The organism is Caballeronia eucalypticola, assembly GCF_047608185.1.
Lineage (GTDB): Bacteria > Pseudomonadota > Gammaproteobacteria > Burkholderiales > Burkholderiaceae > Caballeronia.
In genome coordinates, this window is the sequence record NZ_JBLKRU010000085.1 from 1 (window position 1) to 17,926 (window position 17,926).

The window sequence follows — 17,926 nt, forward strand, 5'->3', positions numbered from 1 at the left end:
AGAAGCCGAGCCGGTGAAATACTTCCTCAGCACGGCGCCGTCCGATGCCACGCTGGAACAACTGGTCTTCGTCACCAAGATGCGCTGGCGTATTGAGCGAGACTACCAGGAGCTCAAGCAGGAGTTCGGCCTCGCGCATTACGAGGGCCGCGGCTGGCGCGGCTTCCATCACCATGCCACGCTGTGTATTGCGGCTTACGCCTTTCTCGTCACCGAGCGGCTCGGTCAGGACGGCGCAAAAAAAAACCGCGCTCGACCAGAAGCGGCTTCCCTACCCGAAGGTTACCTCCCTCGCGGCAGCCGGACGGGTCCAGCGCCACGTGCCTGACTCGATTTCGACGCTGCGAGTACTCATCGCCCGCGCGATCACCGGCAGGCTTCCGCGCTGTCCCTGCTGTGGGAATGTCAAATTAACTTTGTGACACAGTAAGACTAGCGATGAGATATGCCCACTGCGCGCACGCGGGGTGCCTGCAGCACGGCGAGACCAGCACAACCTCGTGCCAAGCTGTCAAGCCCCCGCCGCGGGCGGACGAAGACCGTACTCATTGGAAATGTCGTCGGCCATTTCATGCGCCGTTCGACGATGCGACGTTGATAATCAATATGCGAAAGACAAAGCGCCTGCCGAGCGTTCTACCGGTGACGGCAATAGCCGGATCGTTACTGATCAGAGCGACACGATTTGTTGCAGTAGTTCCAAGGCTTTCGTTTCGTCTAGGCGACCAGTGCGTGCTTTACCCGCGAGCGTCTTTAACAGCGCCTCCGCTATCGGTGCAATACCTAGCAAATCATCCAGGTTTGTCGCTGGCAGTGCGCGCGGCTCCATGATGACCTGCGTTTCCAAGGTCGGCGCCGACTGTTGACGGACGACGGGAAGAGAAACATCGATATGGACGGGCTTCTGGGTCGAAGAAACCTCCGCTGCCGGGGCGGATAGATCTTGTTGCGCAATGACCGCACGTGTCTGGACGGCAGGGTCTGGTGGGCCGTCTGCACGATCCGCCTTAGGGGGGGCGAGTTGAGCACCCGCAGTTTTGGTCTTCGCCGCAGGCTTCTTCGCGCCTGGCGTGTTTATTTCAACCGCAGGTGACGTCGTTTGCTGAGTGGATGCGGGGGACGGACTGGCGAGCAAATTCGACACGGATTCGGGAATGTCCGTTACGGTGCGGGGAATGTCCAGCCAGCCAGTCGGCAAACCAAGGCGCTCAGTGAATCGGTTTGCTTCGGCATCGTCTATACGTTTCTGTCCATAGTAACGATTGGCCATGTTGGAGGCGCTGATACCCATTACTCCACCCAGCCGCACCTTCGATCCTTTTGGAGTCGTCAGCACGTGCAGATTAGCGCGACGGATTTTTTCCAAAGCGGCGACGTCGTTCAAAGGCAAGGTTTGCTGCGTTCCCGATTTAGAGGACGCCTTGACTTTCGCGGATGTCGGTTTCGGAGGGGTTGTTGCGGCAGGCTTCGCTGCCGTAGGGGTGCTTTTCGCGACGGCCCTTGGCGACGCGACATTTGTCTTCTTTGGCATCTCTGGCTCTCTGGGCAAACTATCGGTAAGGGTAGGGTGGTGATTCACCTGGGCGGCGGGCGCTGACTTCAATACTTGCTCGTACGCGAATTCCGGTTCAGCGTTTGCGTGAATAAAGTCAAGTGGCGACTTTAAGCGAGCAATCGTCTCAGGCGAGAGGACAGGATTGGGCTGATCGAAAAATCCATCCTGTAGCCCAAGCGTGGTTTCGATGTGAAAGGCTGTCTCGGGCGTGAATCTCTCACCGTTTAGAAGCTCAGTCACGCGTGTCAAGTTGGAATCGAGGCCCAGCGCGACGTTTTCTGCGCCCACAGCATCTACCAACAACTTAAACGAACGGGTTTTGAAAATGGATGCCGTCTGGGCTGGATCTCGCGCAGTCGGAGCTTTTACGTACGGCTTGTTTGGTCGGTGGGATGTCGTGTTCGAAGGCTGGCGCGATTGGCGCTGACCTTTGTCTCGAGGTCCCGAGTATCGCCCGTGTGTTTGACTCATAAAGTTGGGCTCCTCGCGAAATCACTATCAGTTTTAGCATTATATGCGAGCATGAAGGGGCGCCGTCGCTGTAGAGAGCCCGCGTGTGATTTTGCCATCATTCAAGCACGAGACAGCGGTTAAGCTGACCACGCATATCGCCCTATAGCGATAACCGTCAGCCAAGATTCGAATGGCGAACATCTCTCCGCTTGGACGAGCTGCTCACGAGTGCCGAAGGTGCTGTGCAGCGCGAAGTGAGGTTGGTCAGGAAAGAGCGTGAGCGTGAGAAGACGCGATTTGCACGCTTGTGAACCCAGTCTTTATGGACCTTTCGGAAAGTCTAACGACTACGCAAAGCTCTCCGAATAAAATCAAGGCTTATGGAATAGTCTATTCCTCAACGGCATTTCTTCCGGCAATCAGTGGTCGTGGCGCGTGTCTCATTGCGCGTTATTCGGACCGCCGCCTTTGATTAATGCAGAGTCCGCGCGCCGCGAAGCGTGCCCGCAGCCTCGACCTGTTGGAGGATATTCGCGCGACACTCGGCTTTGATCTGGTTCGCCGCTTCCCTCACCAACGCGTTGCCGTAAAAACGCGCAACCTTCGCGTCGATCGTGTCTTCCACGTGCCGTATGGCGGCTTCGACGCTCACCGGATCGTCCGGATCGAAGCCGGTCGTGATGACTTCCTCCTGTAGTGCCTTGAGCCCTTCGCCGGCTTCCGCGAGAACCCGGGTCAACTCATCGGACAGTTTATTCACAAAGCCCTCTCAACTTGATTGATAGATGATGCCCAGCGGCGTTTTGAGAAATGCCAACTGAGGCGATCCAAAATCCCGAACGTTTATTGCCACGACGTTTGATCTTTCGGAAGCGCACCGGCGGGATCAAACACCGACACTGTATCGGCCTCGTTAAACATGCTCGGGTAGAGCACAAGGTTAGTGCCCGTCGAGGCTACGCGTGAATTGAAAAGAACACCTTTGGCCCCGGCACTGAGCACCATATCGCCCAGCACCCAACTGGGCGGTTCAATCCGACGATTGTTAAACCATAACGCGCGCCAATCGCAATAGAAATCCTCCCAGAGGGGATCCCATTTGCGCGCGTTAAACCCCTCGCGAAAATCAATGATCGGTGCGCAGCTGATCTGATAGGTCACGAACGTACCGGGTGGCAGCAGCGTCGAGACCTGCTTGTATTCATCAATGGCCGTTTGGACATCGAGTGCGAGGTTAGAGCGCTTCTATCCCGGGCCGATTGACGCGGCCCCCGTGGGTCGCCGCGCCAGCGCCACTAAGAGGCATTGACGCCCACTTTGGCGTGTGAACGCGGTAGGCGGTGATGCGCTCAAGCTGCGTGACGATCATCCGGCGGAGCCTGCATCGAGCGACACCAAATAACGGATCACATCGTCAGCCCGACCGTCGGAGACGAGTTGTTCAGCAGTTTTATAGCCAAATACAGGCAAAGGTTCGTTCCGATACCAAAACAACGCCCGCTCAACGTCGCCGGAAACATCGCTTGCGGCACGCAGGACTCGTATCGCTTCGCGCAAGAACCGTTGTACGCTCTCAGAGCCAGGCGCCCGGCTGAGCGTATTCCGGTGCACATGGGCTTGCTGGGCCAAGGTTTGCAGGTCGATTTTCAGCGCTTGCCCGAATGCCCGCGCAGACAAGGCCGGCGAGTCCGAATCACGCAGAGATTCCATGAACTGATCGAAGCTGGCCCGATGACCGACAGCTTGAGATTGTGACGTATCCATTTTTGAATCCGGGATGCACAATATTTGCACCATTATAGCAGCTTAAGCGCACAAAACCGTGGGCCATATCTGGCCGGTGTGCGAACCGTCGTACTAGCCGGTGGCGCTCGGGAGGGATGATTGACGTGTAGCCGGGCGCCGAGCTACATGCATTCGAGTCCAAGCAACCCTATCACGTATCCGATTACTTAAAAGTGATAAATAACCTTATGTCAAATTGAACCCGAATGAGCCTGGAATATTCGCGTATTCGTCGCCTCCGACCTCCAGCCGGTATTGCCGCCCGACAAACGCGAATCCTGCGCCTAACTCAAGAAGGAACCGGGTGATATGATGGGTAAACGCCTGCTCAATGTCACGTTCCTGCGCATCTTCTGTCAGACCAAGAAAGTCGAAGATGTATGGATCCTTCAGCGCATCCCGGGCAAGATCGGACTGTGGCGGGGGTAAGGTTTCCCCGAAATTGGTCACGGCGCTGCCGGCTCGCGTATAGGCCGCTGTCTCGATCTGCATCGTCAGCACCTGCCGCGACCAGCCATGCTCAAGCGTCTTGCCGGCATACCAGCTTCGTTGCTCCGGATCCTTGACCTTGTCCAGCAAGGTACAAAGATGGAACCAAGGCAATTGTGCAGCAGGCTGCTGCACAAATTCCGCGTCGGGCCACGCCTGCGCCAGCGAGCGCATATATTTCAGGTTCCGCGGGGAAAAACCGCGCATGTCGGGAAACGCTGCTTTCAGGTCCCGGGCAAGCCTGTCAACTACTGCGGCGCCCCACCCCTGGCGCTGCTGACAATCCAAGATTTCCCGACCGATCTGCCAGTACAGCGTCACGAGTTCGCGGTTCACGCTGGTGACTGCGCGAAGTCGGGTTCGCTCGACCCTCTGTTTAAGTTCAGCGAGCCAGCGTCTGTAGCCGTCGCCCCACGAATCGTTGGGCAGGTTATCGCTCATGCAGTCTCTACGGTTGCCGTTGATCAAGGCTCATTATCCGGGCATCGACAACCTCGGGCAATCGCGGGCTTCGAGAGCATACAGATCCAATGGGTGCGACATCTGTACTTTGCCCAAGTACTACACTACAACTTTGCTTCTACAATTAAAAAGGGACAATGTTAGTTATGTAAAATTAGGATGTACCGGACGCTTTGAGGATGAGTTTCTACGAACGCTCATCGTTTATGTGGACTATAATACACATGTTTTCAAACAGGGAGATGCGCATGGGTAAGGCACTCGAAATCCGGGCGCGCAAGTCCACGAATGTCACGCTGCCGCCTGAAATCCTGGATCGGGCCAAGGAGCTCGGGATCAACCTTTCGCGCGCGAGTGAGCGTGGCGTGCGCGAAGAAATTCAGGAGACTGAGGCTCGTCGTTGGGCCGACGACAATGCCGAGTTGGTCGCAGCATACACAGCGATGGTTGAACGCGACGGGCTGCCGCTTTCGAAGTACAGGACGTTTTAATGGCGCGTTTTGATCTCTACGGTAATCCCGACGACGAGACGCGGCGCCTCGCGCCGTACCTGCTCGACGTGCAGAGCACGCATGTCGGAATCTTGCCAACGCGCATCGTGATCCCTTTGCGACCCACCCCGGATCTCGGATTCTCAGGCAAACCGTCCGATTTGCTGGCGGTCTTCGAGATCAACGGCGAGAAACACTTTCTCGACACGCCCGCCATGAGTGCTGTTCCCCTGAACGCGCTCGGCAGACGCATCGGCTCCCTGGCGGATCGCCGCGATGCCATCTTGGCTGCACTCGACCGGATTTTCGGCGCCTACTGACCGAAGACGACATGTGGTCGGTCTAATTTAGTAGGTAAAAACTGGCCAAGGTGCAGATATCAGCGGTTCTTTTGACACTCAGCGTTGCGCGCTAGTGTTGATCTCCGACGTCTACAATCCATCTATTCACAGCTCGGCACTGCCGCCCTTTTCGTGATTTCGTACACCGCTGTGTTATGTGACTTATAGACTTAGACGCTGCCGTCGAGATTTGCCTTTCGTTCGGTGCAGCAACCATTAATTCGCATAACTGATTAAAATGCGATCACTAGATTTATGTCAAATTTATGCAGTGCATCTATCCTGTAATGAGAAAACTACCGAAGCCACCCTGGCGACCAAATGCGATGCGTTAACTAATATTCTCGCTCGCAATAGTCAATTTTTCGGAACCGATTCTGAAGCGCGTTCACTGTAGGATTCAGTCTGAACGGGCCGCATTGGACTCACGGCTTGGACGATTTGCAAAAGGTGGTCATTTCCGCATGCGCCAACGCGGGCCTCGCGTTTTGCGTTCCGGTATTTAAGCGCCAAACAGGTTATGCCTGATTTGACGCAAGTGTCCGGATAGCAGCTCGCATGCGAGTTCGGCATCCCGATCGCGCAGCGCGCCCACGATGGCACGATGCTGAGCTTCGTACTCCGTGCGACGGGCCTGCGTCAGCGATGTCCGCTTGAGACGTCCCCATTCGCCCTGCTCCCGGACCTCGTTGGTCAACTCCAGAACGCGCAAGAAGAAGGTGTTGTGCGTCGCTAACGCAAACGTCTTGTGCAACTCCCCGTCCCAATGCTCGAATTCCTCGACGCTCACGGCGGCTTCCGAGCGTTCCAGGCACTCCACCATCTTCGCGAAATCAGCGGCCGTGGCGTAGCGCACGATCAACCCGGGCATCAGCGGTTCGATCAGCAGCCGCGCTTCCATCAACTCTGCCGGACTTGTCTGCACGGTGTCTCGCTTCTCTACTGTCCCGGCTGGCTGAAGCTGCGCACCGCCAGGAAGAACGAACGTGCCGCTGCCGACCGACTGAGTGATTAGTCCTCGTCCCTTCAAGTCGGCAAGCACGCGCCGGACTGCGCCGCGCGACGCACCGAACTCCTCGCTCAAGTCTCTTTCGGCAGGAAGTTTTACGCCCACGCTCAGGCGGCCGCTGCGAATTGCCTCCTCCAGATACTTCGCGAGTGCTCGGGCGCCTTCCGCCCTGACCGGGGATTTAATCGATTCCGCGTCGCCCATAACAGCCTTCCAAACGAGAGTAATAGATTAACCAATTGGTACTTATCTTGGTTAACCCCTGTTTGCATTGGTCACTTTTGGTTCTACAGTTGCATCAACGCGAACCAACTGGACTTAGAGTAAAGGGTCAACATGAAATTTGCAAATCTGCTGGTGGAAGGCAAGAAAATCATCGCTTTGGTTGACGCGGAGCGCGACCAGTACTGGACAGTGGACGAGTTGACTGGCGGCTTCTCCGGCGACATGGTCCAATTGGTACTACAATTTGATTCGCTCCGGAACGCGTTGCACCAAGGCGAAAACGGCCAACCTCTTTCCTCCGCAACGCTGCTCGCGCCCATCGACGCACCCCGCCGGAATGTGTTTTGCGTCGGCAAAAATTATCACGATCACGCAGAAGAGTTCAGCAGGTCGGGGTTCGACAAAAGCGCTCAGGCGGGCGAGCACATCCCGGAAGCGCCAGTCGTGTTTACCAAGCCCGCGACGACCATCATCGGACCCGGCGTCAAGATTCCTCGACACGCCGACGTAACGCAGCAACTCGATTACGAAGCCGAAATCGGCGTCGTAATCGGAAAAGCGGGACGCGGCATCAAGAAGGCCGACGCCATGAGCCATGTCTTCGGCTACACGATCATCAACGACGTGACAGCGCGCGACCTGCAAAAATTACACCGGCAATGGTTTCTTGGCAAATCACTCGATGGGTTCTGCCCGATGGGTCCGTATCTTGTCACAGCCGACGAACTGGACGTCGACAACATCAGCATCCGATGCTGGGTCAATGGCGAACTTCGTCAGGACTCCAATTCGAAGCTGCTTATCTTCGATATCCCCACACTCATCGAAACGCTCTCGGCGGGCATCGAACTCCAGCCTGGCGATGTAATCGCTACCGGCACGCCGGCAGGCGTCGGCTTGGGCTTCACTCCTCCCATATTCCTGCAAAGCGGCGACGTCGTGCGGATGGAAATTCCGCAAGTCGGCGTCCTTGAAAACGAGGTGTCGTAAATGGCTACAACCCAGGTTCAGGGTCTTTATATTGAAACGGATGGCGACGGTGCGCCGGTCGTCTGTATCCACGGGCTCGGCGGATCGTCCAACAACTGGACGCCGGTGATGTCGGCGTTCGAGGGCAGAAAAGTGGTTCGCCTGGACTTACCCGGCAGTGCGCGGTCGCCGCTTTTCTCCACGGAACCGCTTTCCATCGATGCTTATGTCGACGTCATCGCTTCGGTCATGCGCGAATTGAAACTGGAACAGGCAGATGTGGTTGCACACTCCATGGGGACGATCGTCGCGCAACACCTTGCAATCAAACATCCGCAACTGGTGAAAAGCCTTGCGCTGTTTGGTCCGTTGATTGCCCCTCCCGATGCAGGACGTGATGGCATGCGTCAACGGGCCGCCTTGGCGCGTGAGAAAGGCATAGCGGGGGTGCAGGAAATTGCTGACGCCATTGTCAAGGGCGCGACCAGCGACGAAACCAAAGCGCAACGTCCTGTCACGTTAGCTCTAGTTCGCGAGAGCGTCATGCGGCAAACCCCTGAAGGTTACGCGCAAAGTTGCGAGGCACTGGCGGGCGCGCAGGCGGCGGAAGTGGAACAGATCAAGGCGCCTACGCTGCTGGTTACGGGCGATCAGGATGGCGTAGGCAAACCGGATGCGGTCAAAGCCATCGGCGAACGTATCGCGGGCAGCCACGTGGTGGTTATCAGTGGCTGCGGTCATTGGACGACCTTCGAGAAGCCGCAAGAATCGATCGCGGCACTGAAATCGTTTTACGCCGCAGCGGGCTGAGGCTGCGGTCTTAAACCAGCGCTATCAACGCCCGAATAGACCAACAACAACCGGGGCATGACCACGACATCAGCGCGCGTAACCGCACGCAACGAGCACGCGATCCGCCTTTCAGGAGGAGACAATGGCCTCAACTTTATTCACGAACGTACTGATCTTCGATGGCAGTGGCGCCCAGCCTTTCAAGGGCGAGGTCCTGGTAGAAGGGCAGCGAATCAAGCGCGTGGCCGCCGAGGGGGCGTCCACCGATGTGCGGATCGACGCGCTGGACGCAAGCCGCATCGACGGAAAAGGTGCCTTCCTGATGCCCGGGATGACCGAGGCGCATACGCACTTCTCCTGGAACGACCAGCCCTCGCTGACAGCAATCCAGTTCATGCCGCCCGAGGAACACATGCTGTGGTGCGTGCGGGTCGCGCGGCGTTACCTTGAGATGGGATGGACGTCGGCCCTTGGCGCGGCAGCGGCCAAACCGCGGCTCGACGTCGTGCTGCGCAATGCCGTGGATGCGGGCGAATTCCCCGGTCCCCGCTATCTGGCGGGAAGTCAGGAGATCACGATCCTTGGGGGTCTCGCGGACAACACCTTGCCGCACATGCCCTTTACGGAGTTGAACTTCGGCGCGGTCGTCAGCGGTCCTGAGGAAATGCGTGCGATGACGCGCATGTTCATCAAGTACGGTGTCGATCATCTCAAGATCAATTTGTCCGGCGAATACATTGCGGGACTGTCGGCGGAGTCTTCCCCCTTCTCCGAAGAAGAGATTGCAATGCTCGCCTCCGAGGCGAAGCGCGCCGGCAAGCGCGTCGCGGCGCATGCGCGCTCCAGCGAGTCGGTCAAGCAGTGCGTGCGTCACGGCCTGGAACTCGTGTTTCATGCGAGCTTCGCGGACGAAGAGGCCCTCGACATGCTGGAGGCGAACAAGGACAAACATTTTGTGGCGCCCGGCATTGGATGGTTGATCAGCACGCTGTATCACGCAGAACCCTGGGGAATCAGCCAGGCGGCCGCGACCAAGATGGGCTATGCACGCGAGTTGGAAGTAGCAGCGGACACACTTCAGAAAATGCACAAACGCGGCATTCGTATTCTTCCCGGAGGCGACTACGGCTTTGCATGGATGCCGCACGGCACCAATGCACGTGACCTCGAGCATTTCGTCAAGTACATCGGCATGACGCCCATGGAAGTCCTGCTTACGGCCACGAAGCTTGGCGGTGAATTGATGATGCGGCCACACGAACTCGGTCAAGTTCGCGAAGGTTATCTGGCTGACATTCTGCTCATCGATGGCGATCCGCTCAAGGACCTCTCGCTCCTGCAGGACCCGAAGAAAATCACACTGGTCATGAAGGATGGCGAAATCTTCAAGACGTCACACGATGTCCTGCCACCCCATGGCGAAATGCGCGTGAGCACGCCGCTGCAAGTTGATCCGGGCCTCGAAAAGGCGTTGAACGAACAAGCCCATGAAACACACGCGGCGCATTGAAAGCCGGGCATCGCTGTCACGACCATAAAGTACATAAAATATTCAGGAGACGCTATGAAATTGAGTACCCTCCTCGCGGCGCTGTCGGCGAGCCTCGTGTGCGCATCGGCTCTGGCGGCCGCGCCGAACATAGGCTTGTCAAACGGGTACTTCGGCACGGAATGGCGGAATCAGATGATCGACGGCGCCAAGGAGCAATTCAAGACCTACAAGTCCAAGGGACTCGCGAATGACCTCGTGGTGCAGCAGTCCGGCGCGAACACCGGTCAGCAGATCCAGGACATGCGCAACATGATCCGCCAGAAGGTCGGCGCAATCATGGTCGACGCAAACTCGGCGACTGCGCTTAACGGGGTGATATCGGAGGCGGAGCGCAACAAGATTCCGATCGTGTCATTCGATCAGGCTGTGTCCAACAAGTACGCGATCAACGTCACCGTCGATCACTACAAGTGGGGGCAACGTTACGCTGAATGGATCGCGCAACAGCTCCACGGGCAAGGCAACGTCGTTATCCTCGACGGCATTCCAGGCCACCCCGCGGCTGAAGCGCGCAAGAAGGCTGCAATGGATACGTTCGCGAAGTTCCCCGGCATCAAGGTCGTCTGGTCGGGATACGGAGAATGGGACGAAGCCAAGGCGCAGTCGGTGATGGCGACGGTCATTGCCGCACAGCCAAAAATTGACGCGGTATTCACCGAGGACGCGATGGCGCTGGGGGTGCTGCGCGCCTTTGAGAACGCTAACCGGCGGGTGGGAATCATGACGGGCGAGGCGCAAAAAGGTTTTCTGCAGGAATGGAAAAAGCAGCGCGATGCCGGCAACCCGATGAAGGTTTTCGTCCAGGTCAATCCGCCCGACATCAGCCGGACCGCGCTCGGCATTGCAGTCCGAGTAGCGCAAGGCCGGAAGCTCAAGCCGTTGCCGGAGAACACCTATTATTTCCCTATCACGAAGACGGTCACGGCGGAAACGCTGGATGCCACGCTTGCGTCGATGAAAGACAAGCCCGACAGCTACTTCCTGGGTCAGTGGCTCAGCGAACCGGAACTCGACCATTTGTTCACGCAATAGGTCCTGGCAGACGTCGAAACGGCGAGTGCCCTTAACCCTTGAATCGACTCCAGACGATGCCCATCCTGATTGCCGGCCAGATCACCAAACGCTACGGCGGCGTAGTGGCGCTCGAGGGTGTCAGCATTGAACTGCACGCCGGGGAAGTCCTCGGACTGCTGGGTGCGAACGGTTCGGGAAAATCGACGCTGTCGAGCATCCTGGCCGGCGACAACCGCCCGGATGCCGGGTCGTTACGCGTGGGCGGAGTCGATCTTGAACCCGGCTCCCCGGCCGCCGCCCGCGCGGCCGGCATTGCGATCGCACATCAGCATCCCGGACTCGCTCCCGACCTGCCGGTGTGGGAAAACGTATATCTGGGCGCCGAGATCTGCGGCACGGGGAAATTCCTGAATCGCGCGCTCGCCCGCAAGAAAGTGGGCGAGCTGCTTGAGAGCCTTCGCCCTGATTGGGATCTGGATGCCCCTGCCGGCAGACTCACCGCGGCAGACCAGCAACTCGTCGAGATTGCAAAATCGCTGGCGCTGGAACCGCGTGTGCTGATCCTTGACGAGCCCACGGCGGCGCTCGCGGCGGCGGAAGTGGAAAGCCTCATGCGGAAGATTGGCGCGCTTGCCTCGCGCGGGACATCGATTGTGTTCATCTCGCACCGGATGGCGGAGGTCGAAGCAGTGTGTGACCGCGTGGTCGTGTTGTGTAATGGCCGGCCTGCCGGCGAAATGGCGGTCAGAGAACGGATCGACGAAGCGCAGGTCATTGCCTGGATGGGCGGCACGGCAGGCGGTGCAACGGCGGCGCATGTGCATGAACACGCGCATGAGCACGCAGTACCAGCGTCCTCGTTGAAACGCCTGCAAGGCGCGTCCGGCGTAATTGGAGACGCGGTGGCAGAGCCGGCGTTAAGCGCCTGCGGGTTACAAGCGGGCGCGCGGCTTCGTGGCGTCGACGTCGATGTCCGGCCGGGAGAAATCCTCGGCATCGCCGGTTTGCAGGGACACGGCCAGGAAGAGCTCCTCGATGCGCTCGCCGGATATCGCAAACTCGACGAAGGCCAGATCAAACTTCACGGGGTGTCGCTGACGCCTCGCTCGCCGCGGCAAATGATCGACGCGGGCGTATGTCTCGTGCCTAACGACCGGCATCGGCAAGGCTTATGGCTTGAGCAGTCTGTCGAATTCAATCTCGCGCAGGTCGGCGTCAACTTCGAAAAACATCCCTGGCGATTGCAACGGACATCGATAAAACGCTTCGTAGACGACGTAGTAACACGTCTTCGGATCAAGACATCGGACGTGAGCCAGCCCGTGCGAACGTTGTCCGGGGGCAATCAGCAAAAGGTCGTCATCGGCCGATGGCTCGATGCGCGGGTCAACGTGAAGGTCTTGCTTCTAAGCGATCCGACGAAAGGTGTGGACGTCATCGCTCGAAAAGAAATTTATGAAGCTGTCGGCATGCTCGCCGATGCGGGCACGGCCGTGATCGTCTACGCGTCGGACACTGCCGAACTGCTCGCCGTGTGCGACAGGCTCATCGTGCTCTACGAAGGCCGTGTGGTCGCGCAGCTTGAAGGAAAAGACATGAACGAATCCCAAGTGACCAGCGCACTCTTTGGGCGGAGTGCCGCATGAAAATCCATCTCGCCGAACCGGTGCATCAGCCGCTGTCGAACAAGCGTCTGGCGCGCCTGTCCTTTGGGCTAACGCGGGTCACCACGGCACTCCCCGCGCTGGTCATGCTCCTGGTCGTGATCGGCTTGAATGCCTATCTTCAACCTGACTTCTTTAGTGCAGATTCGATATCCAGCAATCTGCAAAACGCCGCGCCTGTGACCCTGATCTGCATGGCGCAAGCGGTCGTCGTGCTTTCAGGAGAACTTGATTTATCGATGGGCGCCGGGATATCGATGATCAATTGCGTACTCGCGAGCGTGCCCGCGCTCGCAGGCTGGGGAGCAGTGGCTACGTGCTGCGCCGCGCTGGGTGCGGCGCTCGTGGCGGGCGTGGTCAACGGCTTGCTCGTTGGTTATTTTAAACAGAGCGCGTTGATTGCGACCTTCGCGACGGGTGCCATCTGGTTCGGCGGCGCGCTCCTGCTGATGCCGCAACCTGGCGGCACGGTGCCCGAGGTGCTGGGCGAATGGTTCGCTATGCGCGTGGGCCCCCTTCCTCTTGCCGCCGTGCCGCCGTTGATTGCAGCCGGCATTTGGGCACTCCTGCAGCGGCACCGCTTTGGACGGAGGCTGATCGCAACTGGCAGCAGCGCGGATGCGGTCTTCAAGTCGGGCGTCGATACAAGGCGCATCAAGCTGCTGGCGTATGTGCTTGCGTGGCTGTTTGTATTCGGAGCGGCGCTGTGCATATCGGCTGAAACATCATCGGGCGACGCACGTCTCGGCCTGCCTTATACGTTGAATTCAGTCGCGGCTGTGGTGATCGGCGGCATCTCTCTGGCCGGAGGAAGGGGCTCGATGATCGGCGCAATCTGCGGCGCGCTGGTACTGGTACTCATTGGCAATGTGGTGTATTTCGCGGGCATTCCCAGCAACTACCAGGAACTATTCAAGGGTGCAGTCATTGTCGTTGCGCTTGGCTTTACTTTCATCGGAGCGAGGAAGACAGCATGAAGACGATCATTCAGTCGAGGCGATCTTTACTCCTGCTGCTGGTCGTGGTCGTACTGGTCGGCGGTCAGCTTGTCGTTCCGGGATTCACAAACGCCAGTCAGTTTGGCAATCAGTTAAAGATTGCCACCTTCCTCGGCCTGTTCGGTATCTCCCAGACCATCGTGATGATGGCCGGCGGCCAGGGACTGGACTTGTCAGTCGGCGCGTCGGCAACGCTGGGCGGCATTGTCGGCGCAGCGTTGATCAACGAGGTGCCGGCGGGCATGTTGCTAGCGCTGAGTGCGGCGGCCGTGTGCGGCGCCGTTATCGGATTATTGAATGGCATTGGGATTACCCTGTTCAAGGTTCCGCCGCTGGTCATGACGCTTGCGATGGGCAGTCTCGTCGATGGCGGCCTGATCGTCTGGTCTTCAATCATGCACGTGAATACGGCCGCCAGCCCGGCACTTATCGGACTGGCCGGGCACGGCATGGCGGGGCTGCCCGCGATCGCCATCCTCTGGTTTATAGCGGCCGCCGTGGTCTGGTGGTTTGTCGATCGCACGGCTTGGGGGCGCCAACTCATGGCAACAGGGGCGAACCCCACGGCCGCGTATCTGAGCGGCACCCGCGTGCGTCTCGTTCGCGTGCTGGCGTATCTTTTCAGCGCGATGATCGCTGCAACGACAGGCCTGCTGCTGGTCGGCTACGTCGGACAGGCGTTTCTCGGGCTAGGCACGGGTTACGTGCTGACGAGCGTCGTAGTAGCGGTCATTGGCGGCGTATCGCTGGGCGGTGGACGTGGTGACTATATTGCCGTAGCCATTGCAGCCCTCTTCCTCACCGTGCTTACCAGCCTGCTGACTGCATTGCAGATCGGCGAAGCGGGCCGGCAATGCATTTTTGGCACGACCCTGCTGGTTTTCCTTGCCATCAATGGATGGAGCGTGACGGGACGATTCCTTCTGACGCGCGTACGCGCAGGGAGTACCTCATAAACCAGACGAATGAATTTCTCGACGCGTCCGACCATGCCAGGCCAGAGATGAGCACCTATCTAAAGTTTGCATAAAAAGTGCCGTAGTACAGTTTCTGGCAGCGACCGGTATCTTCGAGAACAGGTATGGACAAACGCACATCATTTCGACTCAACGGGTTCGGTGGGTTTATTGTGATTGCGCTCGTTATTGTCTATGGCCTATTCCATCTTTCCGGCATCTGGGCTTTGACTTGCGGAGCGCTCTTCCTTCTCTTCGCCGCGTGGATGGTCTCGAAGACCTGGAACCCTCTTCCGAAGTCATTCTGGTGGTTTTGCATCCTGGCGACTTGTCTTGGGGGTATCGGCCTGCTCCTCGTCAAAACCGCGAGCGCCTGAGCAAAAACACTTTTGCTCGCCGCCAGGCGGTGCGTCTGCCGCTCCCGCTTGGAAAGACGAATCGTTGACACTTCATACCCGGATCAATCTGAATCCAAGTCCGCTGCGCCCTTCTTCAAACGACGGATGCCTCCCGACAGATCGCTTTCCCACGTTTTCGGCCGTTGATTTGCACGGCGCGGCCACCTTCTAAGATCTCCACTCACAGCCGATGTCAGGCCCGTTGTCGCGCACTGCATGATCAACATGACTTTTTTCGATTAATAATTAAGTCGCCCCGACGACGAGCCGTCGTGATAAGAAGAACCGTGCCGAATCCGCTCCAGCGACGAAATTACGCAGACGCCTCTTTGCAATCTTCCGACCTTCCCGAACGCGGCACTACACCAGGATCACACCGGTGCGAATATAAAATGAAAACACGGCGACAATTCCGGTGTCGCTCGCCAATTTCGGAGGTTACCCGATGAATTTTGCTAGAAAGGCGACACTCGCGGCTTCCATAGACGGGCTGGACATGCCGGAAGGCGCAGTGGCCTCCCTTGCCGAGGTCGTCCGGCAGCACCGCGCTTTTGCTGATGTTTCTCACGCCGAACGTGAGAGTGCGAGTTTTCCCGAGTTTCTGGCACACGCTGCAAAGGCGGCAGCGTTCGGATGCAACGCGCCCATGGCAAAGATCCTGGAACTCCGGGTTGAAGATCGCGCACTCATTGGCCTGGCCCACTTTGGCATGGGTGATGACGTGATCGGGCAAGAGGTCGGCAAGGCAACCACCGGCAACCCTCCCGGCGATGCACTCGAAGGCGTCAAGCCTGTCGCTGTCGCCGATGTCCGTGCGGCGTACGGCACCCAGCTTCCCCAAATTTTCGATGAATATGCGGTGGTCTCTTCGGTCAACGTACCTTTGGTCGGGCGCGACGGCGCCTACGGCGTTCTTGAAGTCGACTACTCCGTCGAAACGGCAGTGGGAACAACGGAGATCTCATTTCTCGCGTCCGTCGCCAGCGTGATTGCCGACAGCATCGAGCGCCGTCAGATCCGGGCAAGGCTCACCGGCGAACTAGACTCAAAAGTCATTCTGCTGCGCGAACAGCAACACCGTATCCGCAATAACTTCCAGCTAATCATCGCGCTGTTACAACGGGGTGCGCGCGAGACCGGGGATCAAACTGCGCGCCACGGTTTCGAAGACGTGCAACGCCGCGTCTTCGCCATGGCTTCAATCTATGATCACCTGCTTGGTCTGGGCGACCATGGTGACCGGGTAGACGTCAGCCGTTATCTGGGAACCATGTGTGACGCATTTCACGACTTCTACGGGCTATCCGAACAAGGTATTACGCTCGAAAGTAACCGGCACCACGGCGTCATGCTCAGCATTGGTCATTGCACCGCGGTTGGCACTGCCGTGAACGAGCTCGTCGCCAATTGCGTGGAGCATGCGTTCGGCAACGGTCCTGGCCACATCAAGGTCGCCCTGACCTGCGGCCCCGACGGAAAATGTGCAGTGACAGTTTCCGATGACGGGTGCGGCGTGGTCGACCCTGCACGGGAAAGCACTGGACTAAAAACGGTGCGCCGGCTCTTAAAAAGCGTTGAAAGCACCCTGGTGCTCGAGGCAACGCCGGGCGTCGGGACGACCTGGACGATTCCACTGCCCGCTCAACGCTAGGGCGCGCGCCCTGCAAGCCGAAGACGGACAGTCTCCCCTGAAATGTCTTCACACGGCCATGGCCCGTTCGCCCGTCATCAGCAGGCCGAACGCATCGGCGCTCAATGGCTTGCCGACCAGGAATGCTTGGACTTCGTCACACATCATGGTTTGCAGCTTGCCCAGCTGCGGCGCGGTCTCGACCCCTTCGGCCACTACATCCATGTCGAGCGAATGAGCGAGGGCGATGATTGCCAAGACGATCGCGCTACTCTCATTACCCGGTTCGTCCAGCCCGTTGGTAAAGAACCGGTCGATCTTGAGCTGTTTGACTCGAAACCGCTGAAGGTAAGCGAGGCTCGCATAACCGGTGCGGAAATCGTCGATGGCAATGTCGAAGCCGTTTTTCTGGAAACGACGAATCATGTCGATCGTGCGGGGTGCATCGTGCATAGCGACGCTTTCGGTGATCTCGAACATGATCTGCTCGCACGGCACCTGCTCTTCCAGCACGATCGCCGTCAGCCGTTCAACCAGATCCGGTTGCATCAATTGCCGCGGCGACAGGTTGATCGCCAGCTTGATGGGCGGCAGGCCCTCGATCGCCCAGCGGCGGATCAGCTTGCATGCTTCGCGCAGCACCCAGGCGCCGACGGCGACGATCTGCCCGGATCGCTCGGAAATGGGGATGAAATCCATCGGCGGCAACGAACCGAACTGCGGATGGTTGAGCCGGATCAGGGCCCCGGTGCCCACAGTTCGCCGCTTTTGCCGTGTCTGCAAATAACCATGAGCGGCGTCCGATTACAAAGGTCTGATCGAATTTTCGCAGGGATTAAGTGTTCAGGCGAAATTGATTTGAAATTTGATGCCGTATGCACCGAGCAGGCTGCGGACTTCGTCGTCGATAGTTTCCTTCGTCCAGGTGACGAAGTTACGCCAATGGTATTTGGCCTGCTTCCAGACGATCTCGATGAGATTGAGTTCGGGACTGTATGGCGGCAGATAGAACAGTTGCATGCGATGCTCGCGTAGCCAGCGCTCATGCACTTCAGGATCAATTGCATGATGGATCGAAGCGTTGTCCAGTACCACCACAGTCGGACGCTCATCGCCCTGCAGGGCGATCTGCTCGAGGAACTC

At 58.2% G+C, this 17,926-nt stretch carries 19 protein-coding genes and 2 pseudogenes; 12 read left to right on the forward strand and 9 right to left on the reverse strand.

Features of this window, described 5'->3' with window-relative positions; all coding sequences use genetic code 11:
- Positions 1-328, forward strand: a 328-nt coding sequence (locus tag ACMX25_RS39595; RefSeq protein WP_414955205.1) for a transposase, incomplete at its 5' end; no start/stop codon positions are given.
- Between the two features lie 342 nt (positions 329-670).
- Here the strand turns inward: ACMX25_RS39595 and ACMX25_RS39600 are convergent.
- From ACMX25_RS39600 to ACMX25_RS39625, 6 genes and pseudogenes are all read right to left on the reverse strand, one after another.
- A complete protein-coding gene (locus ACMX25_RS39600) occupies positions 671-2,026 on the reverse strand; it encodes a hypothetical protein (protein ID WP_414955271.1) in 1,356 nt (451 codons plus the stop codon).
- Between the two features lie 454 nt (positions 2,027-2,480).
- On the reverse strand, positions 2,481-2,768 hold the full coding sequence (locus tag ACMX25_RS39605; protein ID WP_414955272.1) for a hypothetical protein: 288 nt from the start codon (positions 2,766-2,768) through the stop codon (positions 2,481-2,483).
- Between the two features lie 83 nt (positions 2,769-2,851).
- Positions 2,852-3,217 carry an RES family NAD+ phosphorylase gene (locus ACMX25_RS39610; protein ID WP_414955286.1) on the reverse strand — a complete coding sequence of 122 codons (366 nt, stop codon included), beginning with the start codon at positions 3,215-3,217 and terminating at the stop codon, positions 2,852-2,854.
- A gap of 25 nt (positions 3,218-3,242) precedes the next feature.
- Positions 3,243-3,377: an RES domain-containing protein gene (locus tag ACMX25_RS39615; RefSeq protein ID WP_414955273.1), complete on the reverse strand. Its 135-nt coding sequence runs from the start codon at positions 3,375-3,377 to the stop codon at positions 3,243-3,245.
- Positions 3,374-3,772: an MbcA/ParS/Xre antitoxin family protein gene (locus tag ACMX25_RS39620; RefSeq protein ID WP_414955274.1), complete on the reverse strand. Its 399-nt coding sequence runs from the start codon at positions 3,770-3,772 to the stop codon at positions 3,374-3,376. The genes ACMX25_RS39615 and ACMX25_RS39620 overlap by 4 nt, the downstream gene beginning before the upstream one ends.
- 246 nt (positions 3,773-4,018) lie before the next feature.
- Positions 4,019-4,723 (reverse strand): annotated as a pseudogene (locus tag ACMX25_RS39625) (PDDEXK nuclease domain-containing protein); the annotation flags it as partial.
- A 269-nt stretch (positions 4,724-4,992) separates the two neighbouring features.
- Between ACMX25_RS39625 and ACMX25_RS39630 the strand changes: the two are divergent.
- Both ACMX25_RS39630 and ACMX25_RS39635 read left to right on the forward strand, forming a co-directional pair.
- Positions 4,993-5,235, forward strand: a complete 243-nt coding sequence (locus tag ACMX25_RS39630; protein WP_031358040.1) for a type II toxin-antitoxin system CcdA family antitoxin — start codon at positions 4,993-4,995, stop codon at positions 5,233-5,235.
- On the forward strand, positions 5,235-5,555 hold the full coding sequence (locus ACMX25_RS39635; RefSeq protein ID WP_414955275.1) for a CcdB family protein: 321 nt from the start codon (positions 5,235-5,237) through the stop codon (positions 5,553-5,555). The genes ACMX25_RS39630 and ACMX25_RS39635 overlap by 1 nt, the downstream gene beginning before the upstream one ends.
- 523 nt (positions 5,556-6,078) lie before the next feature.
- Here ACMX25_RS39635 and ACMX25_RS39640 read toward each other — a convergent pair.
- Complete coding sequence (locus ACMX25_RS39640) at positions 6,079-6,789, reverse strand: FadR/GntR family transcriptional regulator (RefSeq protein ID WP_414955276.1); 711 nt, start codon at positions 6,787-6,789, stop codon at positions 6,079-6,081.
- A 132-nt stretch (positions 6,790-6,921) separates the two neighbouring features.
- On the opposite strand from ACMX25_RS39640, the gene ACMX25_RS39645 reads away from it, so the two are divergent.
- From ACMX25_RS39645 to ACMX25_RS39685, 9 genes are all read left to right on the forward strand, one after another.
- Complete coding sequence (locus tag ACMX25_RS39645; protein ID WP_414955277.1) at positions 6,922-7,800, forward strand: fumarylacetoacetate hydrolase family protein; 879 nt, start codon at positions 6,922-6,924, stop codon at positions 7,798-7,800.
- A complete protein-coding gene (locus ACMX25_RS39650) occupies positions 7,801-8,589 on the forward strand; it encodes an alpha/beta fold hydrolase (RefSeq protein ID WP_414955278.1) in 789 nt (262 codons plus the stop codon).
- Between the two features lie 124 nt (positions 8,590-8,713).
- Positions 8,714-10,081 carry a metal-dependent hydrolase family protein gene (locus tag ACMX25_RS39655; RefSeq protein WP_414955279.1) on the forward strand — a complete coding sequence of 456 codons (1,368 nt, stop codon included), beginning with the start codon at positions 8,714-8,716 and terminating at the stop codon, positions 10,079-10,081.
- A 54-nt stretch (positions 10,082-10,135) separates the two neighbouring features.
- Complete coding sequence (locus ACMX25_RS39660) at positions 10,136-11,155, forward strand: ABC transporter substrate-binding protein (RefSeq protein WP_414955280.1); 1,020 nt, start codon at positions 10,136-10,138, stop codon at positions 11,153-11,155.
- A gap of 38 nt (positions 11,156-11,193) precedes the next feature.
- Complete coding sequence (locus ACMX25_RS39665; RefSeq protein ID WP_414955281.1) at positions 11,194-12,783, forward strand: sugar ABC transporter ATP-binding protein; 1,590 nt, start codon at positions 11,194-11,196, stop codon at positions 12,781-12,783.
- Positions 12,780-13,778 carry an ABC transporter permease gene (locus ACMX25_RS39670; protein ID WP_414955282.1) on the forward strand — a complete coding sequence of 333 codons (999 nt, stop codon included), beginning with the start codon at positions 12,780-12,782 and terminating at the stop codon, positions 13,776-13,778. The genes ACMX25_RS39665 and ACMX25_RS39670 overlap by 4 nt, the downstream gene beginning before the upstream one ends.
- On the forward strand, positions 13,775-14,755 hold the full coding sequence (locus ACMX25_RS39675) for an ABC transporter permease (protein ID WP_414955283.1): 981 nt from the start codon (positions 13,775-13,777) through the stop codon (positions 14,753-14,755). The genes ACMX25_RS39670 and ACMX25_RS39675 overlap by 4 nt, the downstream gene beginning before the upstream one ends.
- 125 nt (positions 14,756-14,880) lie before the next feature.
- Positions 14,881-15,132, forward strand: coding sequence for a hypothetical protein (locus tag ACMX25_RS39680; RefSeq protein WP_414955284.1), 252 nt, complete (start codon positions 14,881-14,883; stop codon positions 15,130-15,132).
- 466 nt (positions 15,133-15,598) lie between these two features.
- Positions 15,599-16,804 (forward strand): sensor histidine kinase, encoded by a 1,206-nt coding sequence (locus ACMX25_RS39685; protein ID WP_414955285.1) that lies wholly within the window; start codon positions 15,599-15,601, stop codon positions 16,802-16,804.
- Positions 16,805-16,852: 48 nt separating this feature from the next.
- Here ACMX25_RS39685 and ACMX25_RS39690 read toward each other — a convergent pair.
- A pseudogene (locus ACMX25_RS39690) lies at positions 16,853-17,536 on the reverse strand (EAL domain-containing protein); the annotation flags it as partial.
- A gap of 90 nt (positions 17,537-17,626) precedes the next feature.
- Positions 17,627-17,926: transposase (locus ACMX25_RS39695; protein WP_414954727.1), on the reverse strand; the 300-nt coding region annotated here is incomplete at its 5' end.